Here is a 24,814-nt window from a genome sequence, read left to right as displayed (position 1 = left end):
CGAGGCTCAGACCCCGTCGATCCGGCGTGCCCCCAACTCGCTCTGCAGCAGTTCGAGTGCGGCCTCTTCCGGGTCACGGCGTGGTGCCGACGGGTCGCTGCGACCGGCTTCGGCAAGCATGTGTTCTTCTTCGTCACGCTGAGCGGATTCCGCAGCGGCCGCATCGTTTACGGGGGCTTCGTCCTCGGCGGGTGGCGGCACGACTCTGCGGCGAGGCGGCGGCGGCGCGACCGCGTTGACGGGCGGCGGCGGCGCAGCCGGTGCCGCCGCCGGGGAGCCGGCCACGCAGCGGACCCGCCAATTCACGCCCAGCGCGTCCTTGAGCGCCTCGGCGATGACGTCGGCGTTGCGCTGTTCGGAGAGCCGCTTGGCCAACGGCGCCGACTCATGGGTGAGCACCAGGGTGTCGCCCTCCACGGCGCGTACGGTGGCGCCGGCCAGCATCACCTCGGTGGTGCGGCTGCGCTCACGCACCTTGTCGCGCACCGTCGGCCACATCGTTCGCACCGCTGCGGCATTGAGTTCGCCTGGGGCAGAAGATGGTTCGGATATGTTGGCGGAAGTGTGCTCCGGGTTCGGCACCGGATCGGGCGGCGGCGCCACCACCGGTTCCGGGGCCGGCTCGCGCTCGGGTTCGGCGGGCGTGGCCGCGACCGGTGGGCGCGCGGCCGGGCGGGAAACCGGCTCGGCCGGCGTCGAGGCCGGCGGTGGTGCGGCCGCGGGTGCGGCGGCCGGCGCCGCTTCCGAGGCGGGGATGGACATCGCCAGCCGGGTCTCGATGCGCTCGACGCGTTGCAGCAGAGCCGATTCGGCGTCGCTGGCCGACGGCAACAGCAAACGGGCACAGACCACTTCGAGCAGCAGCCGCGGTGCGGTCGCACCGCGCATCTCCCCCAGGCCCGCCTGCACCACTTCGGCATAGCGCGTCAGCGTTCCCGCACCGATTCGGGCCGCTTGATCGCGCATGCGGTCCAGCACATCTTCCGGAGCGTCCACCACGCCGCGGCTGATCGCATCCGGAACCGCTTGCAGCACAATGAGATCGCGGAACCGCTCCAGTAGGTCGGTGGCAAAGCGGCGCGGGTCGTGGCCGGCGTCGATCACCGATTCGACCGCGCCGAACAGCGCGGCGGCGTCCCCGGCGGCCAGCGCGTCGACGGCGTCGTCGATCAGTGCGACGTCGGTGGCGCCCAGCAGGCCCAGTGCTCGCGGGTAGGTGACGTGGTTGTCGTCGGCGCCGGCCACCAGCTGATCGAGCACCGACAGCGTGTCGCGGGGCGAACCACCGCCGGCCCGGATCACCAGCGGGTACACCGCGTCGTCGACGGCGACACCTTCTTGTTCGCAGATCCGCCCGATCAGTGAGCGCATGGTCTTGGGGGGTAACAACCGGAACGGGTAGTGATGGGTGCGCGACCGGATCGTCGGGAGCACCTTCTCCGGTTCGGTGGTGGCGAAGATGAAGATGAGGTGCTCGGGTGGTTCCTCGACGATCTTGAGCAGCGCGTTGAACCCCGCGGTCGTCACCATGTGCGCCTCGTCGACGATGAACACCCGGTAGCGCGACTGGGCCGGCGCGTAGAAGGCGCGGTCGCGCAGTTCGCGGGTGTCGTCCACGCCGCCGTGGCTGGCCGCGTCGAGTTCCACCACGTCGATGCTGCCGGGGGCGTTGGGCGCCAGCGCCTGACACGAGTCGCACACCCCGCACGGGGTGGCCGTCGGCCCCTGCGCGCAGTTCAGCGATCGGGCCAGGATGCGGGCGGACGACGTCTTTCCGCAGCCGCGCGGCCCGGAGAACAGGTACGCGTGGTTGATCCGGCCGGCTTCCAGCGCGATGGACAGCGGCTCGGTGACATGCTCCTGCCCCACCACTTCGGCGAAGGTTGCCGGTCGATATTTGCGGTAGAGAGCCACGGTCAGCAGGCTACCGGCGCCGTGCGACGACGATGCGGGCACCGCAGGTCCCGCTGAGGAGTCGCACCATCAACGCGGGTGACTACAGCCCGGGCCGGGCGTCGAGTGTGCGTCAGCGGCGTCGCGTGTGAACGTAGGGCGCGATTTCGCCGTGTTTCCCGCCATCAGCGCACACGCAACGCCATCAACGCACACGCAGGGGCATCGGCAGCCCTATGGCGACAGGCAGTGGCGCCGTCAGCTGCAGTCGGTTCAGTTGACACTCGGCGCCGGGGCGCCCAGCCGGGCCTCGGACGCGGCCAGCAGCGCGCAGGTCGCCAGCCCGTCGACAGCGTCGCGCAGGTCCGGCAGTGACGGGAAGGTGGGGGCGATGCGGATGTTCTTGTCCTCGGGGTCCTTGCGGTACGGGAACGTCGCACCCGCCTCGGTGACGGCGATACCGGCGTCCTTGGCCAGCGCGACGGTCCGGCGCGCGGTCCCGGGCCACACGTCGAGGCTGATGAAGTAGCCGCCCTTAGGCTCGGTCCAGGACGCGATCTTGGAGTCGCCAAGCCGCTGCTCGAGGATCTCGAGCGTCAGGGCGAACTTCGGCGCCAGGATCTGCTGGTGACGCTGCATCTGCAGGCGGACCCCGTCGGCGTCGCCGAAGAAGCGTAGGTGCCGCAGCTGATTGATCTTGTCCGGGCCGATCGACTTCTTCCCCGCGTACTGCAGATACCAGGCAATGTTGCCCAGCGATCCGCCCAGGAAGCTGACGCCCGCGCCGGCGAAGGTGATCTTCGAGGTGGACGCGAAGACGTACGGCCGGTTCGGGTTGCCGGCCGCGGCGGCCAGCCCGAGGATGTCGATCTGGCTCAGAAAGTCGTGCGTCAGGGTGTGCACCGCGTAGGCGTTGTCCCAGAAGATCCGGAAGTCGGGCGCCGCCGTGCGCATCTGCACCAGCCGCAGAACGGTCTCCCAGGAGTACGTCACGCCGGTGGGGTTGCCGAACACCGGCACCGTCCACATCCCTTTGATCGCCGGGTCGACGGCCACCAGCTCCTCGATCATGTCGACGTCCGGGCCGTCGTCGCGCATCGGGATCAGGATCATCTCGATGCCCATGGTCTCGGTGATGGCGAAGTGCCGGTCGTAGCCGGGCGCCGGGCACAGAAACTTGATGGCCGGCTCGTCCTTCCAGGGCCGCTGCGAGTCCACGCCTCCGTAGAGCATCGAGAAGGCGACGAGATCGTGCATCAGCTCCAGGCTGGAGTTGTTCCCGGCGATCAGGTTGGGCACCGGGATGCCCAGCAACTCGCCGAAGATGGACCGCAGTCCGGGCAGGCCGTGCAGGCCGCCGTAGTTACGCGTGTCGGTCCCCTCGGCATCGCGGAAGTCGTCGCCGGGCAGGCTCAGCAGCTGATTGGACAGATCCAGCTGCTCGGGGGCGGGCTTCCCACGGGTCAGGTCCAGGTGCAGCTTCTTGGCCTGCAATTCCGCATAACCCTGCTGGTTGCGGGAGTGCAGCGCGGTGAGCTCGTCGGGGCTGAGGGAATCGAACGCCGCCATGTTTTTGGAGGCCCCTTCACTGTCGAACGCCGGAGGGTGACGGGCCGGCTCGCGGCGTAAGCGCTGGTTGCCTGGCCCCGCACATAGGGGACCCCGCGCACCCGACAGAGCCCATTGACCCTTGCTGCCTTCCGGCCCTGGGGGAGTTCACAGGATAGACGCCGCGCGGGGTCCATGGCGAGTGTAATACCTGGCTCGGGGCAGCCGATGACGGCCGACCGACATTCCACGTTGACCCAGCCGCTACCATTGCCACGGAGGATTCGCCTAGTGGCCTATGGCGCTCGCCTGGAACGCGGGTTGGGTTAACAGCCCTCGCGGGTTCAAATCCCGCATCCTCCGCAAATCGGGTCCACTCGGTTGGCAGACGCGGCCAAACGGTTGTTTGGAATCTGTTTGGCTGCCTTTAGGCTGACGTGGGCTCACCAGGATGAGGGAGGCGTATGGGGCGCAAGGTCGCCATACCGTGGCACTTGGTGTTTTCGATCGGTGCCGGCGTCCTCTATTTCCTCTGCGTGTTGCCCCGCTGGTCCGAGCTGATGGGCGACACCTCGCGCGGACTGGGGATGGCGGGCCGCATTGGCGCGGGCGCGCTGATCGCCCTGGCCGCGCTGCCCGTGGTGTTCACCCAGCTGCGGACCCGCAAGCCGGAGCTGGGCGTCCCGCAAATGGCCCTGACGTTGCGGGTCTGGTCGATCGTGGGGCATGTGCTGGCCGGGGTGCTGATCATCGGCACCGCTATCAGCGAGATCTGGCTCAGCCTGGATGCTGCCGGACAGTATCTTTTCGGGATCTACGGCGCGGCCGCGGCGATCGCCCTGCTCGGATTTTTCGCGTTCTATCTGTCGTTTGTCGCCGAGCTGCCGCCACCTCCGCCGAAGCCGATCAAGGCGAAGAAGCCCAAGAAGCGTCGTCTGCGCCGTAAGAAGGGCGACGAGGCGGACGCCGAGGACGCCACCGAAGCCGATGAGGCGGAAACCGGCGAAGTCGAGGACACCGAGGCCAGCGAAGTCGAGGACACCGAGGCCGCCGACGTCGAGGAAGCCGAGACCGTCACGGCCGAAGAGGCCGAACCGGAACCAGCCGAAGAGCCCGCAGCAGAGTCCGTCGAGCCCACCGCCAAGGCTGTCGACGCCGTCAAAGCCGAGAAGCCGCTGACCGACGACGCCGCGGAGCCGTCCGACGAGGCCGGCGACGACGCCGAGGAATCCCGCTCCGGGCTGCGCAACCGTCGCCCGGAGGGCAAGGGCTCGCATCGCATGCGGCGCAGGCGCACCCGCGGCGGTGTCGCGCTCGACGAGTGATCAGTCGCGGCGTTTAAGGCTTTCCACGTAGGCGGCCAGGCGCCGTTGCGTGTCGTCTGAACCCCACAGCTGGCGCACGTCGGCGTCGGTCGCAGCGCCGTGCCGAATCCGCGCCACGGCCGGGGCGCGCAGCTGAGCCTTCGTATCGCTGTACGCCTCGACCGGCAGCTCGCCCAGCTCCGCGGCTTCGGCGACCGCCGCCTCGATCAGATCGTCGGTGACGACGCGGTGAGCCAGCCCACGGGCGATCGCCTCGGCCCCCTTATAGGTGCCGGCGCCGAGCAGCACTTCCTCGGCGCGATCACCGCAGGCGTAGCGCATCACTTCCAGCGCGGCGACCGGGAAAGAGACGCCGACGCGAACCTCGGCCGCACCGATACCGGCTTCGGGTCCGATCAGCCGGCGATCGCAGGCACACGCCAGCACACACCCGCCGGCGATCGCGGCACCGTTGACGGCGGCCACGGTCGGCCACGGAAAGTTGAACAGCGCGTCGAAGGTGTCGGACAGCGCCGGAACCAGCCGATCGGTGTAGTCACGGCCGCCCTCGACCACCCGGTTGAGATCGACCCCCGCGGAAAACACCCGGCCCGCCCCGGTGACGACCAGCGGACCGTTGCCCGACTCCTGCAGTTCACGAAAGGTTCGGGTCAGCTCCTCGAGCACTTCCACATCGAGGGCGTTGACGCGCCCCGACGACAGGGTCAACACCCGCACCGAACCGACAGTCTGGATCTCTATCACAAGGACACTCAAGCACTCACGGGAATCGCTACTGCTGGTGGGTCAGTCTGGCCAGGATCACCGGAATATCGGTGTTCTCGTCGGAGTGATAGCTCGCGCAGACGCGGTGATAGCCGTCGGCGATCTGCAGCGGAACGCCGGTCACGATGTCACCGCGCACCAGCAGGATCGGCGACAGCGCAATGCCTTTCTCGATCTTGGTGAGATCGGCGGCGACGTGTGGATTATCGACGGGTAACAGGCTCAGCTGAGCGGCCCGCAGGATGTCCTTGGCCTTCTTATGTGTCACCGATCCGCTCTGCAGCCGTTTGGCGAGCTTCTTGACGGTCGGCGGGTCGGCGAGTAGGTCCAGGTAATCGGATGCTGCCGGAAAGTCATGTGCGTCAGGCGATTCCAACCACTTCACGCTGGCCACCGGATCTCTCCCTTCGTCGGGTCCCCGCCGACGTAGCCTACCGGCTGCACCTGAAAATTGGGATCGGTAGCACGGCCGGAGTTCTGTACTTGCTTCATGACGACGCCAACGGGGCGACGCATGAAGGAAGGAACGACAAGTGAAACGTCTTCTCGTGGGCGCAATCGGAACGCTCGGCGTGGCCGCGACCGTGGTGGGCTGCTCGAGCGGCGGCCACACGGCCAGCCCGGCGTCGAGCACAGCCGCCAGCGTCGCCTCCGGGAGCGGTGCTCAGGTCAAGGTCGGCGGGGCCGACCTGGCGGGCGTCAACCCGGCGTCGGTGACCTGCGTGAAGCAGGGCGGCAAGATCGACATCGGTAGCGGCTCCACCGGCGGTGCGCAGCAGGCGCTGGCCGTCGTGATGACCGACGAAGCGACCCCGAAGGTCGAATCGTTGGCCCTGGTCGTGGACGGCAACGCGCTGTCGGTCGCCAACAACATGGGCGCCAAGGTCGGGTCGGCCAACGTGGCGGTCGACGGCAAGACCTACACCATCACCGGGCAGGCGCAGGGCGCCGACCTGAAAAACCCGATGGCCGGAATGATCACCAAGGACTTCAGCATCAAGGTGACGTGCGGTTAGTCGGTTCTACTCCGGGCGGCGGACGTGCCTCACTCACACGTCCGCCGCACCGGGCTGTCCCGAGACTTATGATGCAGCCGTGTCGATCTCCGGCGATTTAGAGCGAGCACGCCGCCTGACACTGGTCGCCGACGAGACCGGCGCCCGGGACCTGTTGCTGTCCCTGGTTCCCGCGATCGAGCGCGAAGACCGTGACGACTTGGCCCTGGAGGTCTTCGCTCAGCTGGGCGGTATCTACCTGGCACGGGGTGCGAATGACGGAGTGCAGGAGTGCATCCGGCGCATCCGCGACTGCCTGGCGATCTACTCCGCAATCTTGGCCGGCACGATGCCGCCGCAAGCCGCCGCTTCGGTGACGATGCCGGCAGCCGACATTGCGCGGATGATCCGTCGCTATTCGCGACGAGCGCAGTTCCTGCAGACCGGGCTGACCGCCGCGCTGGGCGATCACGAAGGCGCCGAGACGGCGCTGGCCGAGTTGAGCCGGTCCGACGAAACGTTTCCCGAGCTGGCCGACGAGCACGCCCGCCTGATTGTGCACGCGCAGCTGTTGTGCGCGACGGCGTTGTGTGACGATGACCTACATGTGCGTTCGGTTCCGTTGTGGGAGAACGTAGTTGATGCGATCGATCGCTTGGGCGACGACGAATTCGACGACCAGCTGCGGGTGGACGCGTCCACCGCATACGGCAGGTTCTGCGTCGAGACCGGCCGGCTGAGCGAAGCCGAACCCTGGCTGCGTCGAGCGGGAGCGCGGGCGAAGTCGCGCGGGTGGGAATTGGCAGAGGCCAGAACGCAATTGGAGCGCGCGTCGGCGCGTTGGCTGGTCAGCGATCACGCGGGGACCGAGCAGCTCGTGTCGGCGGCGTATCCCGTCATCGCACGATATGAGCGGGCTCACGACGTCGCACGGTGCTGGCTGTACATGGGTCTCACCCGGTTGGCTTCCGGCGCGCTGGAAGGCGCCGACGAATGCTGGGAGCATGCCGAGCGGCACTGGCGCGAGCTGGGCAAGCCATTGCATCTGCACCGTATCCTGCTGCAGCGCAGCTGGATAGCGATCTTCTGGAGCAAATTCGCCGACGCTGTCGAGCTGATTGCCCAGGCCCGGGAACTGCTCGACTCCACACCACGCAGCAGTTGGCTGCAGTACGCCCAGCTGGACAGCCATCTCGGCACGGTGTGGCGCGCGGATGCGTTGGCGGACCTAGGCTTCGACAGTTCGGGCGATCCCGACGAAACACTGGCGGAAACCGAGGCGCGGCAGGCCGAGGGACTCGGCATCCTGAAGGGCGAGGTCGGAACTCCCGAGTACCGGCGCGGCATGACAAAACTCGAACAGGCCGCCGAGCTCAAGGTCCCGGCCGCGCTCGCGGTCGACTCGGTGCGGTTTTCGATCGCCGACCCCGACGCGCGAGCGCGCTGGGCAACCAGCATTTCGGCACCCATCCTGGCCGGGGCCTTCGCCGTCGCGTACGAGTGGGAGAACACTCAACTGATCAGTGAGCTTGTCGAATACCACAGCGCGCGCGGCACTTTCGACACCGACCCGCAGCGCCCGGCCATCGGCGAATGGGCGTCGACGGGCACGGCCACGGTGCTGGTCGACGCCGACCTGGAACCGGCGCTGGCCGCGGCCGGACCGCCGGCGGCCGGACGTTCACTCACCAGACTCGGCCCGCTGCCGCCGCTACAGATGCAGCCGGATAGCCCGCCGATCATGAGCCACTACCGCGCCCTGGCGCTGCAGCGCTACGGCCGCGATGTCACCGCCGCCGAACCGCCCTGGTCGACCTGGCCATGAGCGACCGGGTCACTGCGGTCCTGCGCTTCGCCGACGTGGGGATCGCCACCTACGGCAGCCTGCGGATCATCGGACAGCCGTCGCGGACCGTCACCTGGGTGGTGGAGGAGCCGCTGCTGCTGGCGGCCATCGAAGAGCTGACCGACGCCATCCCCGAGCCGCATGGCAGCGAGAGCCGTCGCGATGCCATCGAGCGTGCTTTGGCCACTGGCCCTTTCGCGAATCCGGACACCGAGCTCACCGTCGCCTACATCCTGGGTGTGCTGCTGATTTCGACGCAGGGCTGGCAACTGCTGAACGAGTGTGTGTCCGCGCCGCGCGCCACGTTGTTCGTGGCCCCCAGTGCGCGGTTGGCCCGCGTCCCCTGGGGGCTGCTCGCGGTACCGAAATCGGGCCCCAGCAAGGAGGAACTGGTGCGTGCCCGCCAGGACGCCATCACGTCCAGCGGTCGGGTGGCCGCCCGGATCCCTTGGCAGCTCGCGAATATCGGCGACCATACCGACGGCCATCGACTGATGGAGTTGGTCGATGTGCTGATGGCGGTGCCGCCGAACATCGTGCACGCGCCACGCACCCCGGCGCGATGGGAAGTCCGCCAGAATGCTCCGCCGGTGCTTGTCCTCGATCCGCGGGTACCGGGGCAACGGCCCGACTCCGCACTCGGTTCGGTGCTCGGCAGGCCGTCTGCGGAAACGCCGTTGGCCCGCCACTTCGCCGAACTGATGGGCAACCGCGCGGTCCTGCCCGGCGTCGACGGGGCCGTCGAACTGTTCCGCCGTCAGGACGCCGACCGCGGCTGGCTGGCCGGCCTGCTGGCGCGGGCCCCGAGCAGGCTGCTCTACGTCGGCCACGCGAGTTCTGCTGACGCACAACATGATCACGCCGCCCAGGCCGACCGCGCGGCGCTGCATCTGGCGTGTACGGCGGCGGCGCGGGGCGACGCCGACACCATCGGGGACCACCGCCCGCTCACCGCGTCGGACCTGATGGCGCTGCGGCTGCCGATGCCGCCGCGGGTGGCCCTGCTGGCCTGCGGGTCCGGCGGGGACTACCGGTTCGACGAGGCGACCGGTCTGGTCGCGGCGATGATCCTGGGCGGCGCACAGTTGGTGACCGCCACGCTGTGGTCGCTACCCACCACCGCCGCGTACCGTCAGTTCGCCGCTGACGACGGCGATGCGACCGATCCGATGTCCGATGTGGTCGTCGCCGTGGACCGCGCACATGAGGCCGAGGAGGCGGGGTGCGCGGTCAATCGATGGCAGCGCGAACAGATGCGGCGCTGGCGCGACGGCGACCTGTCCGCCAATCCGCTGTACTGGGCCGCGCTGGTCACCTTCGCGGTCGACGGCGCACGCTAGCGCTCAGACCGCGGCCAGCCACGACGCATGAACGGCCAATACGTCGTCGGGCAGCGAAAGCTCCTCGCGGGCAGCGGGATCGAACGCGACCAGAACCACGAGGCCGGGCCGCAGTGCCGACACGTCCAGGTCGTCCTCGCAGCGCGCCAGTCGGCCGATGAACGTCTCACCCGACACGGCGACCACTTCGATGAAAACCTGCCGCTGGCCGGCCACCGTGCGCACGGTGCCGACGCCGACGGTGCGGCCCTCGGCGTTGCCGTGCCGCCAGAACGCCAATCGGTAAAGCGATGTCATCAGCTTCTTCATGCATCCAGGGTCCGGGTGCCGGGCGGCTACCGAACCCAACTTTTTGGCTAGGGGTATCTGTGAAATGCCCCTATCCTGTGCTGATGAGCGCGGACCCGCAGCTGGCCACCACCGTGGCCGCAGGCCACCCACGCCGGTCGGTGATCGACCAGGCGTGGCGGGCGATCGGGCTCGGCGTCGAGGTGCTCAGCAGCGACGACGGCGGACCATTGACCCGAACCGTCAAACGCATCATCGATCCGCTGGTGCTGCGGCTGCGGTCCAATCCGCAGTATTCCGCCCCGGTGGTCGCCCCCGACACCGCTGCGGCCATGCACGAACTGATCGTGGGCAGCGCATCCGAATTGCGCTCCGCCGCAGCGTGGTTCGAGGTCCTCAAACTCGAGCGCCGCAGGCAGCGAATCCGTTCCGGGAACGCCCAGGAGCTCTACTTCCCGGTCTGCTACGAGCTGGCGGTCACCAAAGGCGCACCGGCGCCGCAGGACCGCGAAACCGCGGCCACCGTGCTCGGCGAGATTCACCAGGGCCGCGACCGCACGGCGATCGAAGTCTTGCACCAGTACGTGGCCGGCCAGGATGTCGTTGCCACGCTTACCGATCAGCTCGAACACAGCTGGCATGACGTGCGGGCGTCCGAAACATCAACGGCCCCGTTCCTGGCCGAGCTGGGTACGGTGCTCGGGCCGGCCCACGGCCACCGCGCCGAGACCGCACGTCAGCGGGTCTGGTCGGCCATGATCAGCGACACCACCCCGTACAACCTGGGCGCTCTGGTCCGGGTCGAATCGTCCGACGTACCCTGGTCGATCGTGCAGCTGGGCTTGAGTTCGGTTGCGCCGCAACGGCCCCCGCGCATCGCGGGCGGCGCCGACGGCGATCGTCCACTGGATCGCAGCGTGGTGGATCGAGTGCGCGCGACGCTGCGCCGCGCCCTGGACCGCGACGCCCTGCCCGACATCCCGTTGCTGTGCGAAGAGGAGGTCGACCGCGCCTGCGCTCCGTGGGGGCTGCTCTCGGAGGACAAGCAGGCCACCCTGGTGGCCGGCATCGAGGTCGCGGTCGAGCTGGCGCCGTTGGACCGATCCGTCACGAGCCGTTATGCGCTGGCGGCACAGATCCAGGCGCGGCTGCGTAAGGAGGCGTACGTCCTGCACGCCCGTCGCTACCTCGCCGAGGGCGGCCCGATGCATCCGCGACAACGCCAGGTGGTGGACGACCTCGCCGCGTATGCGCCGCCCTATCTGAGCCGCTTGTGGGCTCGACTGCACGGCCGTGACGTCTGGCAGGAGTCGTGCGAGGACGTCGACGAGATGCGGTCGCTGCTGGAGGGCGTCGCGCGATCGGTGAGCCTGGATCACCGCCAGCGGATCAAGTCAATGCTGGAATTGCAGGTGGCCGGATGAAATTGGTTGCCGAGTCCGGCCTTTGGACCGTCGGGCCCGCCAGCGCCCCGACGCCGCTGGCAGCGGTGCTGGAAGTCAGCGGCGCCGTGCTGTCCTGGACCATCGACGATCCACCCGGCGACGAGCGAACCCAGATCACCTTCACCGATCTGTCGCGCGCGGACTGGCTGTGGCGCGTGTTCGGCGAGGCCGGCCATGTCGCGCTGGCCGGTGCCGCGGGAGCGACGGACGGCATGGCCGAGCTCGCCGGCATCGACATCGTGCCGGGTTCGGTCGACCCGCTGCGCCGGCTGGCCGTCGGGCATTGGCTGCGGCGCTGGTGGCCGGCGAGTCAGCGTGACGGCATCGCGAGCCTGGACCGCGCCCTGCTGGACCTCGAGATCGCCCTGCTGACCACCGACGCGCAGGACTTCTTCGCCGACGACACGCTGGATTCGGATGTCGTCGGGCTGCTGATGCCGCACGCAGCGGCGTTGTTCACCCATATCCGCAGTGACGATGCCCGGATCGTGGACCTGGTACGCGCGGGCGCCGAGCTGGCCGAAGAGGTCGGAGTGGACGACGATGCGTGGGCGGAACTGATTGCCGCCCTTGACGATTCGAATGTGGTGTTAGCGATCCCGAGCGGGCGTCGCGACGACTACGCCTTGGCCGCGGGCGCCGACGCACGCACCCGTGGCACATCGATCGCCCGAGGCGTCGCCTCCATCAACTGGACCGCGGTACCCCCGGCCATCTTCGACGCCGGCGAGAACACCGTCGACTGGAGCGTCGAGACGGCGGGGGCAGTGGTGCGCGCGGCGATCATCGGTCCGGACTTGCCGTCGGGCGTCGCGGTGCGATTGCAGTCCGGCGCGATCAGCGGCGCCGGTGCCCTGGACGGCGACGGCCGCGCGATCCTCCCCCTGCTCGATGCGCGGGGCCAGCCGATCAGCGAGTCCGCCGCCTGGGATCACGACTGGACGGCGACCGCGGTGATCGTCGGGGCCGACACGAACGAGACCCGCGAGACCCGGGACCGGATCCGCCGTTGGGCGAGCACCCGGCTGGACCGGCCGCCGGCGGACGCGTTTCTGGCCGAGATTTTGGCTTCGGAGTCCGCCTATTAAGCGTGCGAACACTTCCCTATGCTGAGCGAGTGCCAAACAACTATCGAGTCGTTCAGTGGAACACCGGAAACGTGGGCAAGAGTTCGCTCAAGTCGATCGCCGACAATCCCATCCTGGAACTGGTCGGGTGCTTTGCCTGGTCACCGGAGAAGGTGGGCAAGGACGCCGGCGAACTGGTCGGCATCCCCACGCTGGGGGTCGCGGCGACCAACGACATCGACGCGCTGCTCGCCCTGAAACCCGACTGCGTGGTCTACAACCCGATGTGGATCAACGTCGACGAGCTGGTCGCGATCCTGTCCGCCGGCGTCAACGTGGTGACCACGGCGTCGTTCATCACCGGGCACAACCTGGGCGAGGGCCGCGACCGGCTCCTCGAGGCCTGCGAGAAGGGCGGGTCGACGATCTTCGGGTCGGGAGTCAGCCCAGGCTTCGCCGAGTTGCTCGCGATCGTTTCGTCCATGGTGTGCAACCGGATCGACAAGGTCACCGTCAACGAGGCCGCCGACACCACGTTCTACGACTCCCCGGAGACCGAGAAGCCGGTGGGCTTCGGGCAGCCGATCGACCACCCGGACCTGCCGGCGATGGCCGCCAAAGGCACCGCCATCTTCGGCGAGGCCGTCCGGCTGGTGGCCGACGCGCTCGGTGTCGAGCTCGACGAGATCAAGTGCGTGGCCGAATTCGCCCAAACCACAGCCGACCTCGAGATGGCGTCGTGGACCATCCCGGCCGGACACGTCGCCGGCACATACATCAGCTGGCAGGGCATCGTCAACGGCAAGACGCTGATCGACCTGAACGTCCGGTGGCGCAAGGGCCAGACACTGGAACCCGACTGGAAGATCGAGCAGGACGGCTGGGTGATCCAGATCGACGGTCAACCGACGGTGACCACCAAGGTCGGCTTCCTGCCGCCGCCGTACTTCGAGGCGACGACGCTCGAGGAGTTCATGGACCTCGGCCACATCATGACCGCGGTGCCCGCGATCAACGCGATTCCCGCCGTCGTCGCCGCGACACCCGGCATCGCGACCTACGCCGACCTTCCGCTGACGCTGCCGCGCGGCTTCGCGAAGGTCTAGTCCCCCGACGCAGCCCGGGCCGGCGCGGCCGTCCGCCGCCGGCCGGGTTTGGGGTAGGTCGCGCCGAGTTGTGGCACCTCGTGCGGCCCTTGGTGCCGGGCGGCCTCCATCGCGGAGCGCAGCGGACCGGCCAACCCGGCGAACGATCCCATGTCGAACACCCGTGACGTCAACAACCGGTTGTGGACGTAACCGAACGCGCCGCCTACCTCGGGGTCGGCCCAGCCGAGCGTCCCGCCCAGACCCACGTGCCCGAACCCGTGCAACAGGCCCGGCACCGGCGACTCGTGATAACCGAGGTGAAAAGGCATGGGCACCACCATGTTTGCGTCCGGCCACTTGATGCGCGCTCGCCCGGTCAGCCCGCGTGCCAATTCCTTGGACAAATACTTCTTGCCGTCGATGCGGCCGTCGTTGGCCAGCACGGCGTACACCTTGGCCAGCGCGCGGCCGGTCACCACGCCGTTGGCCGCGGGGATCTCGCCGTCCAGGAACGGGGTGTCGCCCTGCATCAGCGACATGATGCCGGGGAAGTACATCGCGCCCAGCGCTCCGGAGTAGCGCATATTGGCCACCCGAGGGGCGATGAAGTTGAGCACCGGGGTCCGCACGACGAGTTTTTGTGGCATCAGGATCTGCGCCGGCTGCGTCGGCGAGCCCTGCGGCGGCCGGCCCAGATGCAGGCCGTCGGTGTTCAGCGGGCGCGCCACCTCCTGACGGATCAGCTCTCGCATGCCTTTGCCCGTGACCGCACGGGCCAGCCCGGACAACAGCCAGCCGTAGGTCAGCGCGTGATAAGCCTGCACCCCCCGCAGGTGATCGACCGGCGCGGCGGCCAGCCGAGCCTCCATGGCCAAGTGGTCCATCAACTCCACTTTGGTGACACCCCGCAGATGCGACAGCCCGGCGCGATGGCGCAAGACGTCACGCACCGTGATGTCGGCCTTTCCGTTGGCGCCGAACTCCGGCCAGTGCTCGGCGACGTGGTCGTCGTAGGACAGCAAGCCCCGATCGGCCAGCCGATGGATCACCGTCGACGCGACGCCCTTGGTCGCCGAGAACACCATCGCGCCGGTGTCGGCGGTCCAGGGCTGGGTACCGGCGCGGTCCGACCAACCCGTCCAGATGTCGACGACGGGAACGCCGTCGACATACACCGACAGTGCTCCGCCGCCGAGCCGCCGTCCCGGAAATTGCTGCGCAAACTTCTTGATGACGTTCGCGAAATGCGGATCGGCGGCCCCGGACACGCCACGGGGCAGACCGTCGTCCGTTACCAGCAGAGTCATGGCGCCCCCGAGCCTGATGCGCATCGGGCAGCTACCGCCGCGGCGGCCCCTCCCCGATGAGGTGCGATTACGGGATTGAAGCTATCAGTCGAGCAGAGGCCTGGAAATCACCCGGGCAGCTCGCGCTCCGGGGGCTCGCGGCCGTCCGCATCGGGCAAATGGCCGGGCGGCGATTCCCCCAAGTACTTCCGCAGCCGCAACAGCTGATTGATCACGATGCCAAGGCCTAACAGCATCAGCACGACGACTATCGCTATCACCGCTGCGGTGCTCATCGATCCATTGTGATCCATGCCATGCCGCTCGGATGATCGGGTTGTTTGCCAGCTTGACCACGGAATCTCGCGAAACAATCCTGGCCGCATCGTCAGCCGAGCCGGCGCCGGGGTTTCGGAACCACTACTTCGGGGGTAGCCGAAGCGAGAACAACGTCGTCTTAGGAGGGAGCAAAGCACATGAGCACCGAAGACAAGATCAAGAACAAAATCGAGGACCTCGGCGGCCAGGCCAAGGAAGCCCTCGGCAAGGTCACCGGGGACGACAGCACCAAGAACGAGGGCCGTGCGGATCAGGCTAAGTCGAGCCTGAAGGACGCCGGCGAGAAGGTCAAGGACGCCTTCAAGAAGTAGCCATCGCTCTCGACCAGCAGGTTTACTGAAGAATCCGGTAAACCTGCTGGTCACTTTTCTGGCGGCAATGGCCCGCGCATGCCGCCGCCTGAACCGCGGCTTGTACGCAACGCCGGAGATCGGATTATCGTCGATTCATGCCGCTCCCAATTGTCGACCCGCAGCGCCACGTTTCGTGGTTCAACCGCATCATGACAACGTTTGCCCGCAGCGGTGCGGGAAAGTTTCTGGCACAACGGATCGCGGCGAAGACAGATCCGTGGCTGATGCGGGTGTCCCACGACAAAGTGTCCTGGGGAATGTTTGCTGTGCCGTCGGCGACGCTGCACATGACGGGTGCTAAATCCGGGCAGCCGCGGCAAGCTCAAATCTCTTACTTCCACGACGGTCGCGACGTAATCGCGGTCGCCTCCAACTTCGGCGGGACCACCCACCCGAATTGGTACTACAACCTCAACGCCCATCCCGAGTGCGAACTGGGCGGGGAGCGCTTCCTGGCCACCGAGGTCACCGATCCGGCGGAGTACGAGCGGCTCTACGGCCTCGCCGAACGCTCCTACCCGGGTTACCGCGACTACCGCGCGGCGACCGCGGCCATCGGCCGCCACATCCCGGTATTGCGCCTGCGTCCAGGTAGCGATTGAGAAATGGCGCTTTGGGCAATCCTTACCGCTACCTGCATCGAATACGGGTAAAGCAAAGTCAGGACAAACACGGTGGGATACGCATGAATTTCTGGAAGGTGATCGATGGCCGGCTACGCAGGCTCGCGGGGGCCGGCGCCGCGGCCGCGCTGACGGCGGCGGCCGTGCTGGTCAGCGGCTACGCCCCGGCGGCCAACGCCGACTGTCCTGACGTCGAATTGGTCTTTGCCCGCGGTACCAGCGAGCCGCCCGGTGTCGGCGGCATCGGTTCCGGCTTCGTCGACGCGCTGCGCGGGCAACTCGGCGGACGGAGTTTGACGGTGTACCCGGTGAATTATCCCGCCAGCAGCGACTTCGGCAGCCCCAACTTCCCGACGACGTTCATCGACGGCATTCGTGACGCTAGCTCGCACATCGAGTCGATGGCGGCCAGCTGCCCGAAGACCAAGGAAGTGCTCGGCGGTTTCTCGCAGGGCGCGGCCGTGGCCGGGTTCGTCACCTCGTCGGCTGTGCCGAAGGGCATCTCTCCCGCTGACGTCCCGAGCCCGATGCCGGCGGACATCGCCAACCACGTCGCCGCCGTCACGCTTTTCGGCACGCCGTCCAATCAATTCCTGGAGCACTACGGCGCGCCGGACATCGCGATCGGCCCGCTGTACCAGGCCAAGACACTGCAGCTGTGCGCTCCCGGCGACCCGATCTGCGGCGGCGGCAGCGACGGCGCGGCGCACGCGTCGTATGTCGTGAACGGCATGACGGGCCAAGCCGCGAGCTTCGTGGCCAGCCACCTGTAGTTAACGCACTGCCGGTTGCCCCGCGGCCGGCCAGCCTTGCAGAATCGCTGCGTGCGAATTCTGATAACGGGCGGTACTGGATTTGTGGGTGGGTGGACCGCCAAGGCCATCGCGGACGCGGGGCACTCGGTGCGGTTCCTGGTACGCAACCCGGATCGGCTGCACACCTCGGTCGCCAAGCTCGGCGTCGATGTGTCGGACTTTGCCGTCGGGGACATCACCGATCGCGTCTCGGTGCGCGAAGCGTTTCAGGGGTGCGACGCCGTCGTGCACAGCGCGGCCCTGGTGGCAACCGATCCCCGCCAGACCAACGAGATGCTGACCACCAACATGCAGGGCGCCCAGAACGTGCTCGGCCAGGCGGTCGAACTCGGCCTGGACCCGATCGTGCACGTGTCCAGCTTCACCGCGCTGTTTCATCCCAACCTGGAGACGCTGTCCGCGGACTTGCCGGTGGTCGGCGGGGCCGACGGCTACGGAAAGTCCAAGGCCCAGGTCGAGATCTACGCCCGCGGCCTGCAGGACGCCGGCGCACCGGTGAACATCACCTATCCCGGCATGGTCCTGGGACCACCGGTCGGCGATCAGTACGGTGAAGCCGGTCAAGGCGTGAAGTCGCTGCTGGACCTGCATGTAGTACCCGGGCGGGGTGCGGCTTGGTTGATCGTCGATGCCCGCGACGTGGCGGCGCTGCACGTGGCGCTGCTGGAACCCGGGCGCGGGCCGCGACGCTACATGGCCGGTGGTCACCGTGTCTCTGTCAGCGAGCTGGCGAGCATGTTCGGTGAGGTGGCTGACACTCCCATGGTCGCGGTGCCGGTTCCCGACACCATAATCCGCGCGGCGGGAGCCGTTCTCGATATCGCGACGCCCTACCTGCCGTTCAACACGCCGTTCACCGCGGCGGGGATGCAGTACTACACGCAGATGCCGGCGTCGGATGATTCGCCCAGCGAAAAAGAGCTCGGCATCACCTACCGGGATCCGCGCGAAACGGTGGCCGACACCATCGATGCGCTGCGCCGCGCCGACAGCTAAGGCTGCCGGCCCTTCCCGAAGCTGCGGACGAAGCCGCGCACACCGGCGCCGACGAACGGCACGGGTGCCAGCGTGGCGATCATCGCGCTCTTGGTTCCGACGATGTGCCGGCTGCGCAGCCCGAGCAGCAGGTCGGCGCTGTCGCTGATCAAGCCGAAGGCCGCCCAGCGCCGGAAGTCACCGTCGCCACCGCGCAACAACGCGGCGCAGGCACCCGACCCGATGACCAGGTCCCGAATCCCGATCGTTTGCATCAGCAGCGTCTCGGTCCCCGAATCCGGTTTGAAGAATCGATCGGGCGCCAGCAACATCGCGGCTCCCACACCGACGCGGGCCGCCGCGACCAGTGCCAGAACCGGCGACGACGTTCGGGTCGAATCCGGTGCCACCGGTCAACCCTAACCGCGGCGCTGCACGCCGGGAAGTGTTGCTATTCGGCGGGTTTGATCTCGAGGCCGACGTGGACCTTATCGATGCCGCCGCGCACAATCGAGTGCACGTAGAACCACGGGGCGTGATACCAGTACCGCTTCAGCACGGCGTTGTAGACCCGCTGCGTCTCGGACTTCGGCAGCACGCGGGCGACCCCCTCGACCTCTTCGCTCTTGGGTTTGCCCAGCGCCCCACTCTTGGCGACCGTCACACGTGGCGTGTTGTTGATCCGCTTGGTCTTCCAGGAGCCGTCGTCGGTGATGACGAGAAGCTTGTCGCCGTCGGGCACACCCCAGATCGCCGTGGGCTTCGGACGACCATCCTTGGTGAACGTCGTCAACAGAAGGTACTTGGACTGAATGACGTCCTGAAAGCTCAGAGCCACGGGTGTTCCTTAAGTAAGTGAATGGTTTTTCACACCATTCCCCGATCCCTAATTCCCTAATCATGACGATCATCAGGGTGGCTGGCCGTATTCATCGAGCAAATGCCACCGATTCAGGCGATACTCCAATCGTCTTCGACGACGTTGCCGGAAGGGCCGACGATGACTGGATTTCGTGTGGGTGTTGGGGACCCGATCCTCGCGGCCAGGTCGGCGGCAGCCGCCTTCACCCGGGCCAATTACCTCGGCGCAGTCGCCGACCGGGTCGACTCTTTCTGGGTACCTGATCACCTCAATCAGTTGTTTCCGCGCTCGCTCTGGCAGCAAAAGTATTGCGGTGCAACCAGACTCATACCCAAGATCGATGCGGCCATGGAGCCGTGGACGATGCTCGGGCACATCGCGGCGCGCAACCGGATCGGCCGCCTCCGCTTAGGCGTAGGAGTGACCGACAGCGGCCGGCGCAACCCCGCGGTGACCGCGCAGGCCGCTGCGACGCTGCACCTGATCAGCCGGGGCAGGGCAATCCTGGGTATCGGCCCGGGCGAGCGCGAGGGAAACGAACCGTACGGTGTCGACTGGTCTAAGCCGGTCGCCCGGTTCGAGGAGGCGATGGCCACCATCCGCGCGCTGTGGAATTCGGGCGGTGAACTCGTGAACCGCGACTCACCCTTTTTCCCGCTGCGGGATGCGCTCTTCGAGCTGCCGCCCTATCGCGGCAAGTGGCCCGAGATCTGGATCGGTGCGCATGGTCCGCGGATGCTGCGTGCCGCCGGACGCTACGCCGATGCCTACTATCCGAGCTTTGCGCACCTGCCGGAGGACTACGCGCAACGACTTGACGTGGTCCGCTCGGCCGCGTCCGACGCCGGTCGCGATCCCCTGTCGATCCTCCCGGCGCTTCAGGTGTTCGTCGTGACCGGCCGCAGCCGCGACGACGTCGACGAGGCCCTCGATTCCGAAGTAGTGCGGGCATTCGGGCTCAACGCACCGGACGACGTCTTCGTTCGCCACAGCGCGCAGCACCCGCTCGGGGCGGGTTTCGCCGGCGCTCAGGATCTGGTGCCGCACGGCTGGGACGAGCAAACCGCCCTGTCCCATCAAGCCAAGATTCCACCGCCGGTGCTGCGGGAGTTCCTGCTCAACGGAACGCCCGACGAGATCATCGAGACGGTCGCGCACTGGCGTGACGCAGGAGTGCGCTACCTCGTGATGAGCAATGTGAGCCTGCTGCAGCGCAGTTTGCGCAAAGGCCTGGCATCGGTCATGCCGTTCAGGAAGGTCGTCAGCGGCCTCAAAAAGCTTTGATCAGCCGGCCGTCGAAATCGACTGGCTCACCGTGTAACTGTCGATTCCCTCGGTGCCGAGCTCGCGGCCGTATCCGCTGTTCTTTACGCCCCCGAACGGGGCGGCCGGATCCATGATGTAACCCTCGTTGACGCCGAAGGTTCCGGACCTGACCCGGGCCGCGACGCCGTACCCGCGTTCGACGTCACCGGTGAACACCGCTCCGGCCAGCCCGTATTCAGAGTCGTTGGCGATGCTGATCGCCTCATCCTCGTCTCGGTAGGAGATGACCGTCAGCACCGGGCCGAAGATCTCCTCGCGCGCAATCCGCATGTCGTTGGTCGCGTCGCTGAACAGCGTCGGGCGCACATACCAACCGGCGTCGAGACCGTCGGGCATCTGGCTGCCGCCGATAACCACCCGTGCCCCTTCGCTTTTGCCCGCCTCGATGTAGCCGCGGACCCGCTCCTGCTGGCGCTGGGCCGCCAGCGGACCGATCTGGGTGGCCGGATCGGCCGGGTCACCGACGGTCATCGAGGCCATTCCGGCGGCCAGCGCGTCGACGAATTCGTCCTTGCGCTGGTGCGGCACCAGGATCCGGCTCAGCGCGTTGCAGACCTGCCCGCTGTTGGCCAGGCTGGCCATTTGGATGCCGGTCGCGACGGCCGAAGGGTCGGCGTCGTCGAGCACGACGGCTGCCGACTTGCCGCCCAATTCGAGGCTGACCTGTTTGAGGCCTTCGGCGCACGCCAGGGCCACTTGCCGGCCGGCCGCGGTGGAGCCGGTGAACGACACCTTGTCGACGCCCGGATGCCGCACCAGCAGCTCGCCGACGTCACGCCCCCCGGGCACAACGTTGAACACACCGGGCGGAAGATCAGCTGCCGCAACAAGATCCGCGAGCAGCTGCGCATCGAGCACCGACTCGGGCGCGGGCTTGAGCACCACCGTGCAGCCGGCCAGCAACGCCGGCACCACCTTCGTGACAGTAAGGAACTGCGGCATGTTCCACGGCACCACCGCGGCGACGACGCCCACCGGCTGCTTGCGGATCCGGATGTTCTTCCCGTACAGCCCAGGACGATCTTGGCACCACTGGTAGCCGGCCGCGAAATTGCAGAACGCCGACATCATGGTGAGCGGCAGCCGAACCTGGGCCATCTTGGCGAAGGTGATTGGGGCACCGATCTCGGCCGAGATCAACGTGGCCATATCGGCTCGCCGTTCCTTATAGATGCCGGCCAGCCGGGTGATTGCCTCGGCGCGCTCGGCCGGTTGCATGCGCGGCCACGGTCCGGCATCGAAGGCCGCCCGGGCGGCGTCGACCGCGCGGTTTACGTCGGCAGGTCCGGCACTGACCGCGTGGCCGATGACCGCCTCACTGTGCGGGGACACCACCGAGATGGAGTCATGGCCGTCGGCTGGCGCCGCCCACTTCCCGTCGATGAAGAGTTGGTCCCTGTCGTACATGAAACTCCTTGGATGTCTTGGGATCTGGCCCGTCAGGTATTGCGGCCGCCATTGACGCCGAGGATCTGACCGGTGATGTAGCCGGCTTCCTCGGAAGCGAAGAAGGCGCACGCGGCGGCGATATCTTCGGGTCTGCCCACTCGTCGAACCGGGGTGCGGGCGATGTGGTCCTCCACGGTTCCGCCGAGTAGCTGCCGGCTCTCGGCGCTGCGCAGCATCGGAGTGTCCACGAATCCCGGTGGCACCGCGTTGACGGTGATGCCGCTCGGCCCGTACTCGAGGGCCAGCGACTTGGTCAGCCCGTTGACCGCGGACTTCGCCGCCACGTAGTGGGCCATGAACGGTTGACCGGAATGCGTGCTGGACGACGAGATGTTGATGATGCGCCCCCAGCCCGCCTCGACCATGTCGGGCAGCACGGACTGGATGGTGTGGAAAACGCCGTTGAGGTTGACGTCGATCACCTTCGACCATTCCTCGAACGACATGCTCAAGAACTTTTTGAAGCCCTCCACCCCGGCGGCGTTGACCAGCACCTGGATCGGGCCGAGCGCGTCGCGGACGGCCGACATCGCGGCGTCGACCTGCGTCCGATCCGTGACGTCGGCGACGTGGCCGAACCCGTCGTCGGTGGCAGAGAGATCGATGACGGCCACCTGAAATCCGTCTTTGCGCAACCTTTCGGCGCAGGCCTGGCCAATCCCCGAGGCACCGCCGGTCACAACCGCTGTCTTCGCGCTCAAGCCGTCGTCCACCTTTCCTGAGCGATCGCTCAACGGTCAGCTTCACATGCCTATCACCCGGTATCGATTACGGTCAAGCCGATGAACCGGCCTCCCTCTCGCTTCGGGGTGCACGCGACCAACACCGCGGGCGGGCCCGAATGGTGCGGCACCGTGCCGCATTCTTCGACATGGTCGCCAAACCTGCGGTGTGATATGACCGGACTGTGACTGCATCCGAGCGACCGAGGGCGCGCGACTCCACGACGCGCGACATGCTGGTGGCCGCGACGAGTCAGATCATGGTCGAGGAGGGTTACGCCGCGGCGACGTCGCGTCGGGTGGCCGCCAAGGCCGGCGTCAAACCGGCCTTGGTGCACTACTACTTCCCCACAATGGACGAGCTGTATCTAGCCGTCTTCCGCTGCGGCGCCGCCGTCTACCTGGAGCGGCAGCAGACGGCATTGTCATCCGATCGCCCACTGCACGCCTTCTGGGAAACGCTGATCGCACCCAAGGACACCCGACTGCTGCTGGAGTTCATGGGACTTGCTAACCACCGCAAGGAGATTCGCGCGGAGATCGCGGCATGGTCGGAGCGGTGGCGCGAGCAACAGATCACCGCGCTGAACTTCATCATCCGCCAGCACGGCATCGACACCGACGAGTTCCCGCCGGCGGCCATCGCGGTCTTCATCACCTCAATCGGCCGCACCCTGATCCTGGAGCAAGGACTGGGTACCTCCGGGGGTCACGACGCGGCCATCGCACTGGTGAACCGGCTGCTGGACCGATTCGAGATGCCGGAGCCGAAAACCCGCCGCAATCGCGACATACAGGCCTGAGTCACACCTCACGCAGGTTACGGCAGCACGACCCGCAGTCTCTCCCAGCCGCGCACGGTCGAGGTCGGGGCGAGTTGTGCTGTGTCGTAGTCGATATCCCATTCCGGCCAGCGGTTGAGAATCTCATCGAGCGCGACACGGCCCTCCAGCCGGGCCAGGTTCGCCCCCAGGCAGTAGTGCACACCTTTTCCGAAGGTGATGTGCGAGATGTTGTCGCGATGGATGTTGAAGGTGTCCGGGTCGGTGTAACGGCGGGGGTCACGGTTAGCGGCGCCGAACAGCAGCAACATCGCGCTGCCCGCCGGAACGGTCCTCCCGTAACACTCGAATTCCTTTGCCATCCAGCGAGCTACGTGCGGCCCCGTGGGTTCGAAGCGCAATGTCTCATCGACAGTGCGGTTCAGCAGTGAGCGGTCCTGGTGGATTTCCCGACGCTGGTCCGGGTTTTCGGCGAGCACCTTGGCCAGCCATCCGATCAGGCGTCCCGTGGTCTCGTTGCCCGCACCGGCCACCACTTGCGTGTAGTGCAGAACCTCCTTGCGAGTCAGTTTTCGATGCACCCCGTCTTCGTCGTCGAATTCGACGTTGAGCAGCGTGGTCATCAGGTCGTCGGACGGGTTCTTCGACCGCCATTCGACATAGTCGGCGTAGATGCGGCCATCGGCGATGGAGTCGGCGTTGGCGACCTTCAGCGGCGCGCCCGGCTTGGTGCGCAGGTTGGCGTCGTTGGCGTCGCGAACCGAAACCTGTTCGGATTCAGGAATTCCCAACAGCATGCCGATCACTCGCATGGGCATCATCGACGCCAGCTCGGCAATGATGTCGAATCCCGATGACCCGACGAGCGGATCCAGGCAGCGCACGCAATAACGCCGGATTTGGCCTTCGATTTCGGCCATCCGGCGCGGGGTGAACACCCGCGACATCAGTCCGCGCAGCATCGTGTGTTCGGGTGGGTCTTGGAACATCATCACGCCGCGGGGCATATCGAACTTCGATTGCACCAGCTCGAGAATGTCGCTGCGACGGTTCGAAAACGTCTGCCAGTTGGCCAACCCGTGCTCGACGTCGGAATGCCTTGACACCGCCCAGAAATCGTATTGCTCGTTGTAGTAGAGCGGAGCCTCTTCGCGCAGCCGCGCGTACGTCGGGTAGGGGTCGGAGTTGATAGCGACGTCATAGGGGTCGTAGTAGACCTCGGTGCCCTCCGCGACAGTCATCGATGCTTTCCCCTACCCACGGTAGCCTCCACCGGGTCGTGTTTGAGCGATCGCCCAAATCGGTCACGCAGGCCATATCTAACAGCCGCGGGAGGACGACGTCAAGGATTCGACGAAGCCCTGTCTGCGTGGCCAAAGTGCGCTGGGCATGCTCGCAGGGCGGCCGGCCCAGCCGGTCTTCCGGCGCATCGTTGCCGCAACCGTGAAGATTGAGCACCCGGGTGTGAAGAATCCGTTAAGAACGTGGCACGCCGACGCCGCAGACCTCAATTTAGAAGCATGACGCGCTTCGAGCTGCATCCGTCGCTTTGGCACGGATTGAGCCCGCACCTCGATCGCGCCATCTCGCCGTTGACCGAAAAAACCATTGCTGACGTGTTGGCCTGCGACTGTGATTGGTCTCACCGGCCGCACCGCCCCGGTTCCGTCACAATGGTTGTC

General features: G+C 67.1%; 25 protein-coding genes, 1 tRNA gene and 1 other RNA gene. 14 read left to right on the top strand and 13 right to left on the bottom strand.

What is annotated here, in order from left to right:
• Nucleotides 1-6: 6 nt before the first annotated feature.
• From AAHS21_RS08295 to ffs, 3 genes are all read right to left on the bottom strand, one after another.
• Nucleotides 7-1,914, bottom strand: coding sequence for a DNA polymerase III subunits gamma/tau (locus AAHS21_RS08295; RefSeq protein WP_342927495.1), 1,908 nt, complete (start codon nucleotides 1,912-1,914; stop codon nucleotides 7-9).
• Between the two features lie 252 nt (nucleotides 1,915-2,166).
• Entirely contained in the window at nucleotides 2,167-3,462 is a 1,296-nt protein-coding gene (locus AAHS21_RS08290; protein ID WP_342927210.1) for an aminotransferase class I/II-fold pyridoxal phosphate-dependent enzyme, read from the bottom strand.
• Between the two features lie 82 nt (nucleotides 3,463-3,544).
• Nucleotides 3,545-3,639: signal recognition particle sRNA small type (ffs, locus tag AAHS21_RS08285), an RNA gene on the bottom strand.
• A gap of 79 nt (nucleotides 3,640-3,718) precedes the next feature.
• Here ffs and AAHS21_RS08280 point away from each other — a divergent pair.
• Both AAHS21_RS08280 and AAHS21_RS08275 read left to right on the top strand, forming a co-directional pair.
• A tRNA-Ser gene (locus AAHS21_RS08280) sits at nucleotides 3,719-3,804 on the top strand.
• Between the two features lie 101 nt (nucleotides 3,805-3,905).
• Nucleotides 3,906-4,766 (top strand): hypothetical protein, encoded by an 861-nt coding sequence (locus AAHS21_RS08275; RefSeq protein WP_342927209.1) that lies wholly within the window; start codon nucleotides 3,906-3,908, stop codon nucleotides 4,764-4,766.
• Here the strand turns inward: AAHS21_RS08275 and AAHS21_RS08270 are convergent, their stop codons facing one another.
• Both AAHS21_RS08270 and AAHS21_RS08265 read right to left on the bottom strand, forming a co-directional pair.
• Nucleotides 4,767-5,510, bottom strand: a complete 744-nt coding sequence (locus AAHS21_RS08270) for an enoyl-CoA hydratase/isomerase family protein (protein ID WP_342927208.1) — start codon at nucleotides 5,508-5,510, stop codon at nucleotides 4,767-4,769.
• Between the two features lie 28 nt (nucleotides 5,511-5,538).
• Complete coding sequence (locus AAHS21_RS08265) at nucleotides 5,539-5,925, bottom strand: hypothetical protein (protein WP_342927207.1); 387 nt, start codon at nucleotides 5,923-5,925, stop codon at nucleotides 5,539-5,541.
• Between the two features lie 139 nt (nucleotides 5,926-6,064).
• Between AAHS21_RS08265 and AAHS21_RS08260 the strand changes: the two genes are divergently transcribed.
• From AAHS21_RS08260 to AAHS21_RS08250, 3 genes are all read left to right on the top strand, one after another.
• Entirely contained in the window at nucleotides 6,065-6,547 is a 483-nt protein-coding gene (locus tag AAHS21_RS08260) for a lipoprotein LpqH (protein ID WP_090609663.1), read from the top strand.
• Nucleotides 6,548-6,626: 79 nt separating this feature from the next.
• Nucleotides 6,627-8,351, top strand: coding sequence for a hypothetical protein (locus AAHS21_RS08255; protein WP_342927206.1), 1,725 nt, complete (start codon nucleotides 6,627-6,629; stop codon nucleotides 8,349-8,351).
• Entirely contained in the window at nucleotides 8,342-9,712 is a 1,371-nt protein-coding gene (locus AAHS21_RS08250) for a CHAT domain-containing protein (RefSeq protein ID WP_342927494.1), read from the top strand. Before AAHS21_RS08255 ends, AAHS21_RS08250 begins: the two co-directional genes overlap by 10 nt.
• A gap of 3 nt (nucleotides 9,713-9,715) precedes the next feature.
• On the opposite strand, the gene AAHS21_RS08245 is transcribed toward AAHS21_RS08250, so the two are convergent.
• Nucleotides 9,716-10,009: a hypothetical protein gene (locus AAHS21_RS08245; protein WP_342927493.1), complete on the bottom strand. Its 294-nt coding sequence runs from the start codon at nucleotides 10,007-10,009 to the stop codon at nucleotides 9,716-9,718.
• Between the two features lie 95 nt (nucleotides 10,010-10,104).
• Between AAHS21_RS08245 and AAHS21_RS08240 the strand changes: the two genes are divergently transcribed.
• The 3 genes from AAHS21_RS08240 to AAHS21_RS08230 are packed head-to-tail and all read left to right on the top strand — an operon-like array spanning nucleotide 10,105 to nucleotide 13,618.
• Nucleotides 10,105-11,424, top strand: a complete 1,320-nt coding sequence (locus AAHS21_RS08240; protein WP_342927205.1) for a hypothetical protein — start codon at nucleotides 10,105-10,107, stop codon at nucleotides 11,422-11,424.
• A complete protein-coding gene (locus tag AAHS21_RS08235) occupies nucleotides 11,421-12,533 on the top strand; it encodes a hypothetical protein (protein WP_342927204.1) in 1,113 nt (370 codons plus the stop codon). The genes AAHS21_RS08240 and AAHS21_RS08235 overlap by 4 nt, the downstream gene beginning before the upstream one ends.
• A gap of 29 nt (nucleotides 12,534-12,562) precedes the next feature.
• Nucleotides 12,563-13,618: a dihydrodipicolinate reductase gene (locus tag AAHS21_RS08230; protein WP_342927203.1), complete on the top strand. Its 1,056-nt coding sequence runs from the start codon at nucleotides 12,563-12,565 to the stop codon at nucleotides 13,616-13,618.
• On the opposite strand, the gene AAHS21_RS08225 is transcribed toward AAHS21_RS08230, so the two are convergent.
• Nucleotides 13,615-14,907, bottom strand: a complete 1,293-nt coding sequence (locus AAHS21_RS08225; RefSeq protein WP_342927202.1) for a serine hydrolase domain-containing protein — start codon at nucleotides 14,905-14,907, stop codon at nucleotides 13,615-13,617. The two genes, AAHS21_RS08230 and AAHS21_RS08225, sit on opposite strands and share 4 nt — an antisense overlap.
• A 107-nt stretch (nucleotides 14,908-15,014) precedes the next feature.
• A complete protein-coding gene (locus AAHS21_RS08220; RefSeq protein WP_342927201.1) occupies nucleotides 15,015-15,200 on the bottom strand; it encodes a hypothetical protein in 186 nt (61 codons plus the stop codon).
• 162 nt (nucleotides 15,201-15,362) lie between these two features.
• Here AAHS21_RS08220 and AAHS21_RS08215 point away from each other — a divergent pair, with 162 nt between their 5' ends.
• The 4 genes from AAHS21_RS08215 to AAHS21_RS08200 all read left to right on the top strand — a co-directional run bounded on the left by AAHS21_RS08215 (nucleotide 15,363) and on the right by AAHS21_RS08200 (nucleotide 18,012).
• Complete coding sequence (locus tag AAHS21_RS08215; RefSeq protein ID WP_342927200.1) at nucleotides 15,363-15,536, top strand: CsbD family protein; 174 nt, start codon at nucleotides 15,363-15,365, stop codon at nucleotides 15,534-15,536.
• A gap of 137 nt (nucleotides 15,537-15,673) precedes the next feature.
• Complete coding sequence (locus AAHS21_RS08210) at nucleotides 15,674-16,180, top strand: nitroreductase family deazaflavin-dependent oxidoreductase (RefSeq protein ID WP_342927199.1); 507 nt, start codon at nucleotides 15,674-15,676, stop codon at nucleotides 16,178-16,180.
• 83 nt (nucleotides 16,181-16,263) lie between these two features.
• On the top strand, nucleotides 16,264-16,974 hold the full coding sequence (locus AAHS21_RS08205) for a cutinase family protein (RefSeq protein ID WP_342927198.1): 711 nt from the start codon (nucleotides 16,264-16,266) through the stop codon (nucleotides 16,972-16,974).
• Between the two features lie 51 nt (nucleotides 16,975-17,025).
• On the top strand, nucleotides 17,026-18,012 hold the full coding sequence (locus AAHS21_RS08200) for an SDR family NAD(P)-dependent oxidoreductase (protein ID WP_342927197.1): 987 nt from the start codon (nucleotides 17,026-17,028) through the stop codon (nucleotides 18,010-18,012).
• Here the strand turns inward: AAHS21_RS08200 and AAHS21_RS08195 are convergent.
• Together AAHS21_RS08195 and AAHS21_RS08190 are read right to left on the bottom strand one after the other, a co-directional pair.
• Complete coding sequence (locus tag AAHS21_RS08195) at nucleotides 18,009-18,401, bottom strand: hypothetical protein (protein ID WP_342927196.1); 393 nt, start codon at nucleotides 18,399-18,401, stop codon at nucleotides 18,009-18,011. The genes AAHS21_RS08200 and AAHS21_RS08195 overlap by 4 nt on opposite strands.
• 41 nt (nucleotides 18,402-18,442) lie before the next feature.
• Nucleotides 18,443-18,829 carry a PPOX class F420-dependent oxidoreductase gene (locus AAHS21_RS08190; protein ID WP_342927195.1) on the bottom strand — a complete coding sequence of 129 codons (387 nt, stop codon included), beginning with the start codon at nucleotides 18,827-18,829 and terminating at the stop codon, nucleotides 18,443-18,445.
• Nucleotides 18,830-18,991: 162 nt separating this feature from the next.
• On the opposite strand from AAHS21_RS08190, the gene AAHS21_RS08185 reads away from it, so the two are divergent.
• Entirely contained in the window at nucleotides 18,992-20,137 is a 1,146-nt protein-coding gene (locus tag AAHS21_RS08185; protein WP_342927194.1) for an LLM class flavin-dependent oxidoreductase, read from the top strand.
• Here the strand turns inward: AAHS21_RS08185 and AAHS21_RS08180 are convergent, their stop codons facing one another.
• Together AAHS21_RS08180 and AAHS21_RS08175 are read right to left on the bottom strand one after the other, a co-directional pair.
• Nucleotides 20,138-21,586, bottom strand: a complete 1,449-nt coding sequence (locus AAHS21_RS08180; protein WP_342927193.1) for an aldehyde dehydrogenase — start codon at nucleotides 21,584-21,586, stop codon at nucleotides 20,138-20,140. It lies immediately after the preceding gene.
• Between the two features lie 32 nt (nucleotides 21,587-21,618).
• Nucleotides 21,619-22,329: an SDR family NAD(P)-dependent oxidoreductase gene (locus AAHS21_RS08175; protein ID WP_342927192.1), complete on the bottom strand. Its 711-nt coding sequence runs from the start codon at nucleotides 22,327-22,329 to the stop codon at nucleotides 21,619-21,621.
• Nucleotides 22,330-22,583: 254 nt separating this feature from the next.
• Here AAHS21_RS08175 and AAHS21_RS08170 point away from each other — a divergent pair, with 254 nt between their 5' ends.
• Nucleotides 22,584-23,153, top strand: coding sequence for a TetR family transcriptional regulator (locus tag AAHS21_RS08170; RefSeq protein WP_342927492.1), 570 nt, complete (start codon nucleotides 22,584-22,586; stop codon nucleotides 23,151-23,153).
• A gap of 17 nt (nucleotides 23,154-23,170) precedes the next feature.
• Here the strand turns inward: AAHS21_RS08170 and AAHS21_RS08165 are convergent, their stop codons facing one another.
• Nucleotides 23,171-24,373: a cytochrome P450 gene (locus AAHS21_RS08165; RefSeq protein WP_342927191.1), complete on the bottom strand. Its 1,203-nt coding sequence runs from the start codon at nucleotides 24,371-24,373 to the stop codon at nucleotides 23,171-23,173.
• Between the last annotated feature and the right edge of the window lie 441 nt (nucleotides 24,374-24,814).

The sequence above is a fragment of the Mycobacterium sp. 050272 genome (genome assembly GCF_039023525.1).
In the GTDB taxonomy this organism is placed as follows: Bacteria; Actinomycetota; Actinomycetes; order Mycobacteriales; family Mycobacteriaceae; genus Mycobacterium.
This window is presented reverse-complemented; position numbering and strand designations above follow the sequence as displayed.

Coding starts and splice junctions, on each gene's coding strand:
- AAHS21_RS08290 (WP_342927210.1), bottom strand. CDS start 3,462: ATGGCGGCGTTCGATTCCCTCAGCCCCGACGAGCTCACCGCGCTGCAC.
- AAHS21_RS08275 (WP_342927209.1), top strand. CDS start 3,906: ATGGGGCGCAAGGTCGCCATACCGTGGCACTTGGTGTTTTCGATCGGT.
- AAHS21_RS08245 (WP_342927493.1), bottom strand. CDS start 10,009: ATGACATCGCTTTACCGATTGGCGTTCTGGCGGCACGGCAACGCCGAG.
- AAHS21_RS08240 (WP_342927205.1), top strand. CDS start 10,105: ATGAGCGCGGACCCGCAGCTGGCCACCACCGTGGCCGCAGGCCACCCA.
- AAHS21_RS08235 (WP_342927204.1), top strand. CDS start 11,421: ATGAAATTGGTTGCCGAGTCCGGCCTTTGGACCGTCGGGCCCGCCAGC.
- AAHS21_RS08225 (WP_342927202.1), bottom strand. CDS start 14,907: ATGACTCTGCTGGTAACGGACGACGGTCTGCCCCGTGGCGTGTCCGGG.
- AAHS21_RS08220 (WP_342927201.1), bottom strand. CDS start 15,200: ATGGATCACAATGGATCGATGAGCACCGCAGCGGTGATAGCGATAGTC.
- AAHS21_RS08215 (WP_342927200.1), top strand. CDS start 15,363: ATGAGCACCGAAGACAAGATCAAGAACAAAATCGAGGACCTCGGCGGC.
- AAHS21_RS08210 (WP_342927199.1), top strand. CDS start 15,674: ATGCCGCTCCCAATTGTCGACCCGCAGCGCCACGTTTCGTGGTTCAAC.
- AAHS21_RS08205 (WP_342927198.1), top strand. CDS start 16,264: ATGAATTTCTGGAAGGTGATCGATGGCCGGCTACGCAGGCTCGCGGGG.
- AAHS21_RS08185 (WP_342927194.1), top strand. CDS start 18,992: ATGACTGGATTTCGTGTGGGTGTTGGGGACCCGATCCTCGCGGCCAGG.
- AAHS21_RS08180 (WP_342927193.1), bottom strand. CDS start 21,586: ATGTACGACAGGGACCAACTCTTCATCGACGGGAAGTGGGCGGCGCCA.
- AAHS21_RS08170 (WP_342927492.1), top strand. CDS start 22,584: ATGCTGGTGGCCGCGACGAGTCAGATCATGGTCGAGGAGGGTTACGCC.
- AAHS21_RS08165 (WP_342927191.1), bottom strand. CDS start 24,373: ATGACTGTCGCGGAGGGCACCGAGGTCTACTACGACCCCTATGACGTC.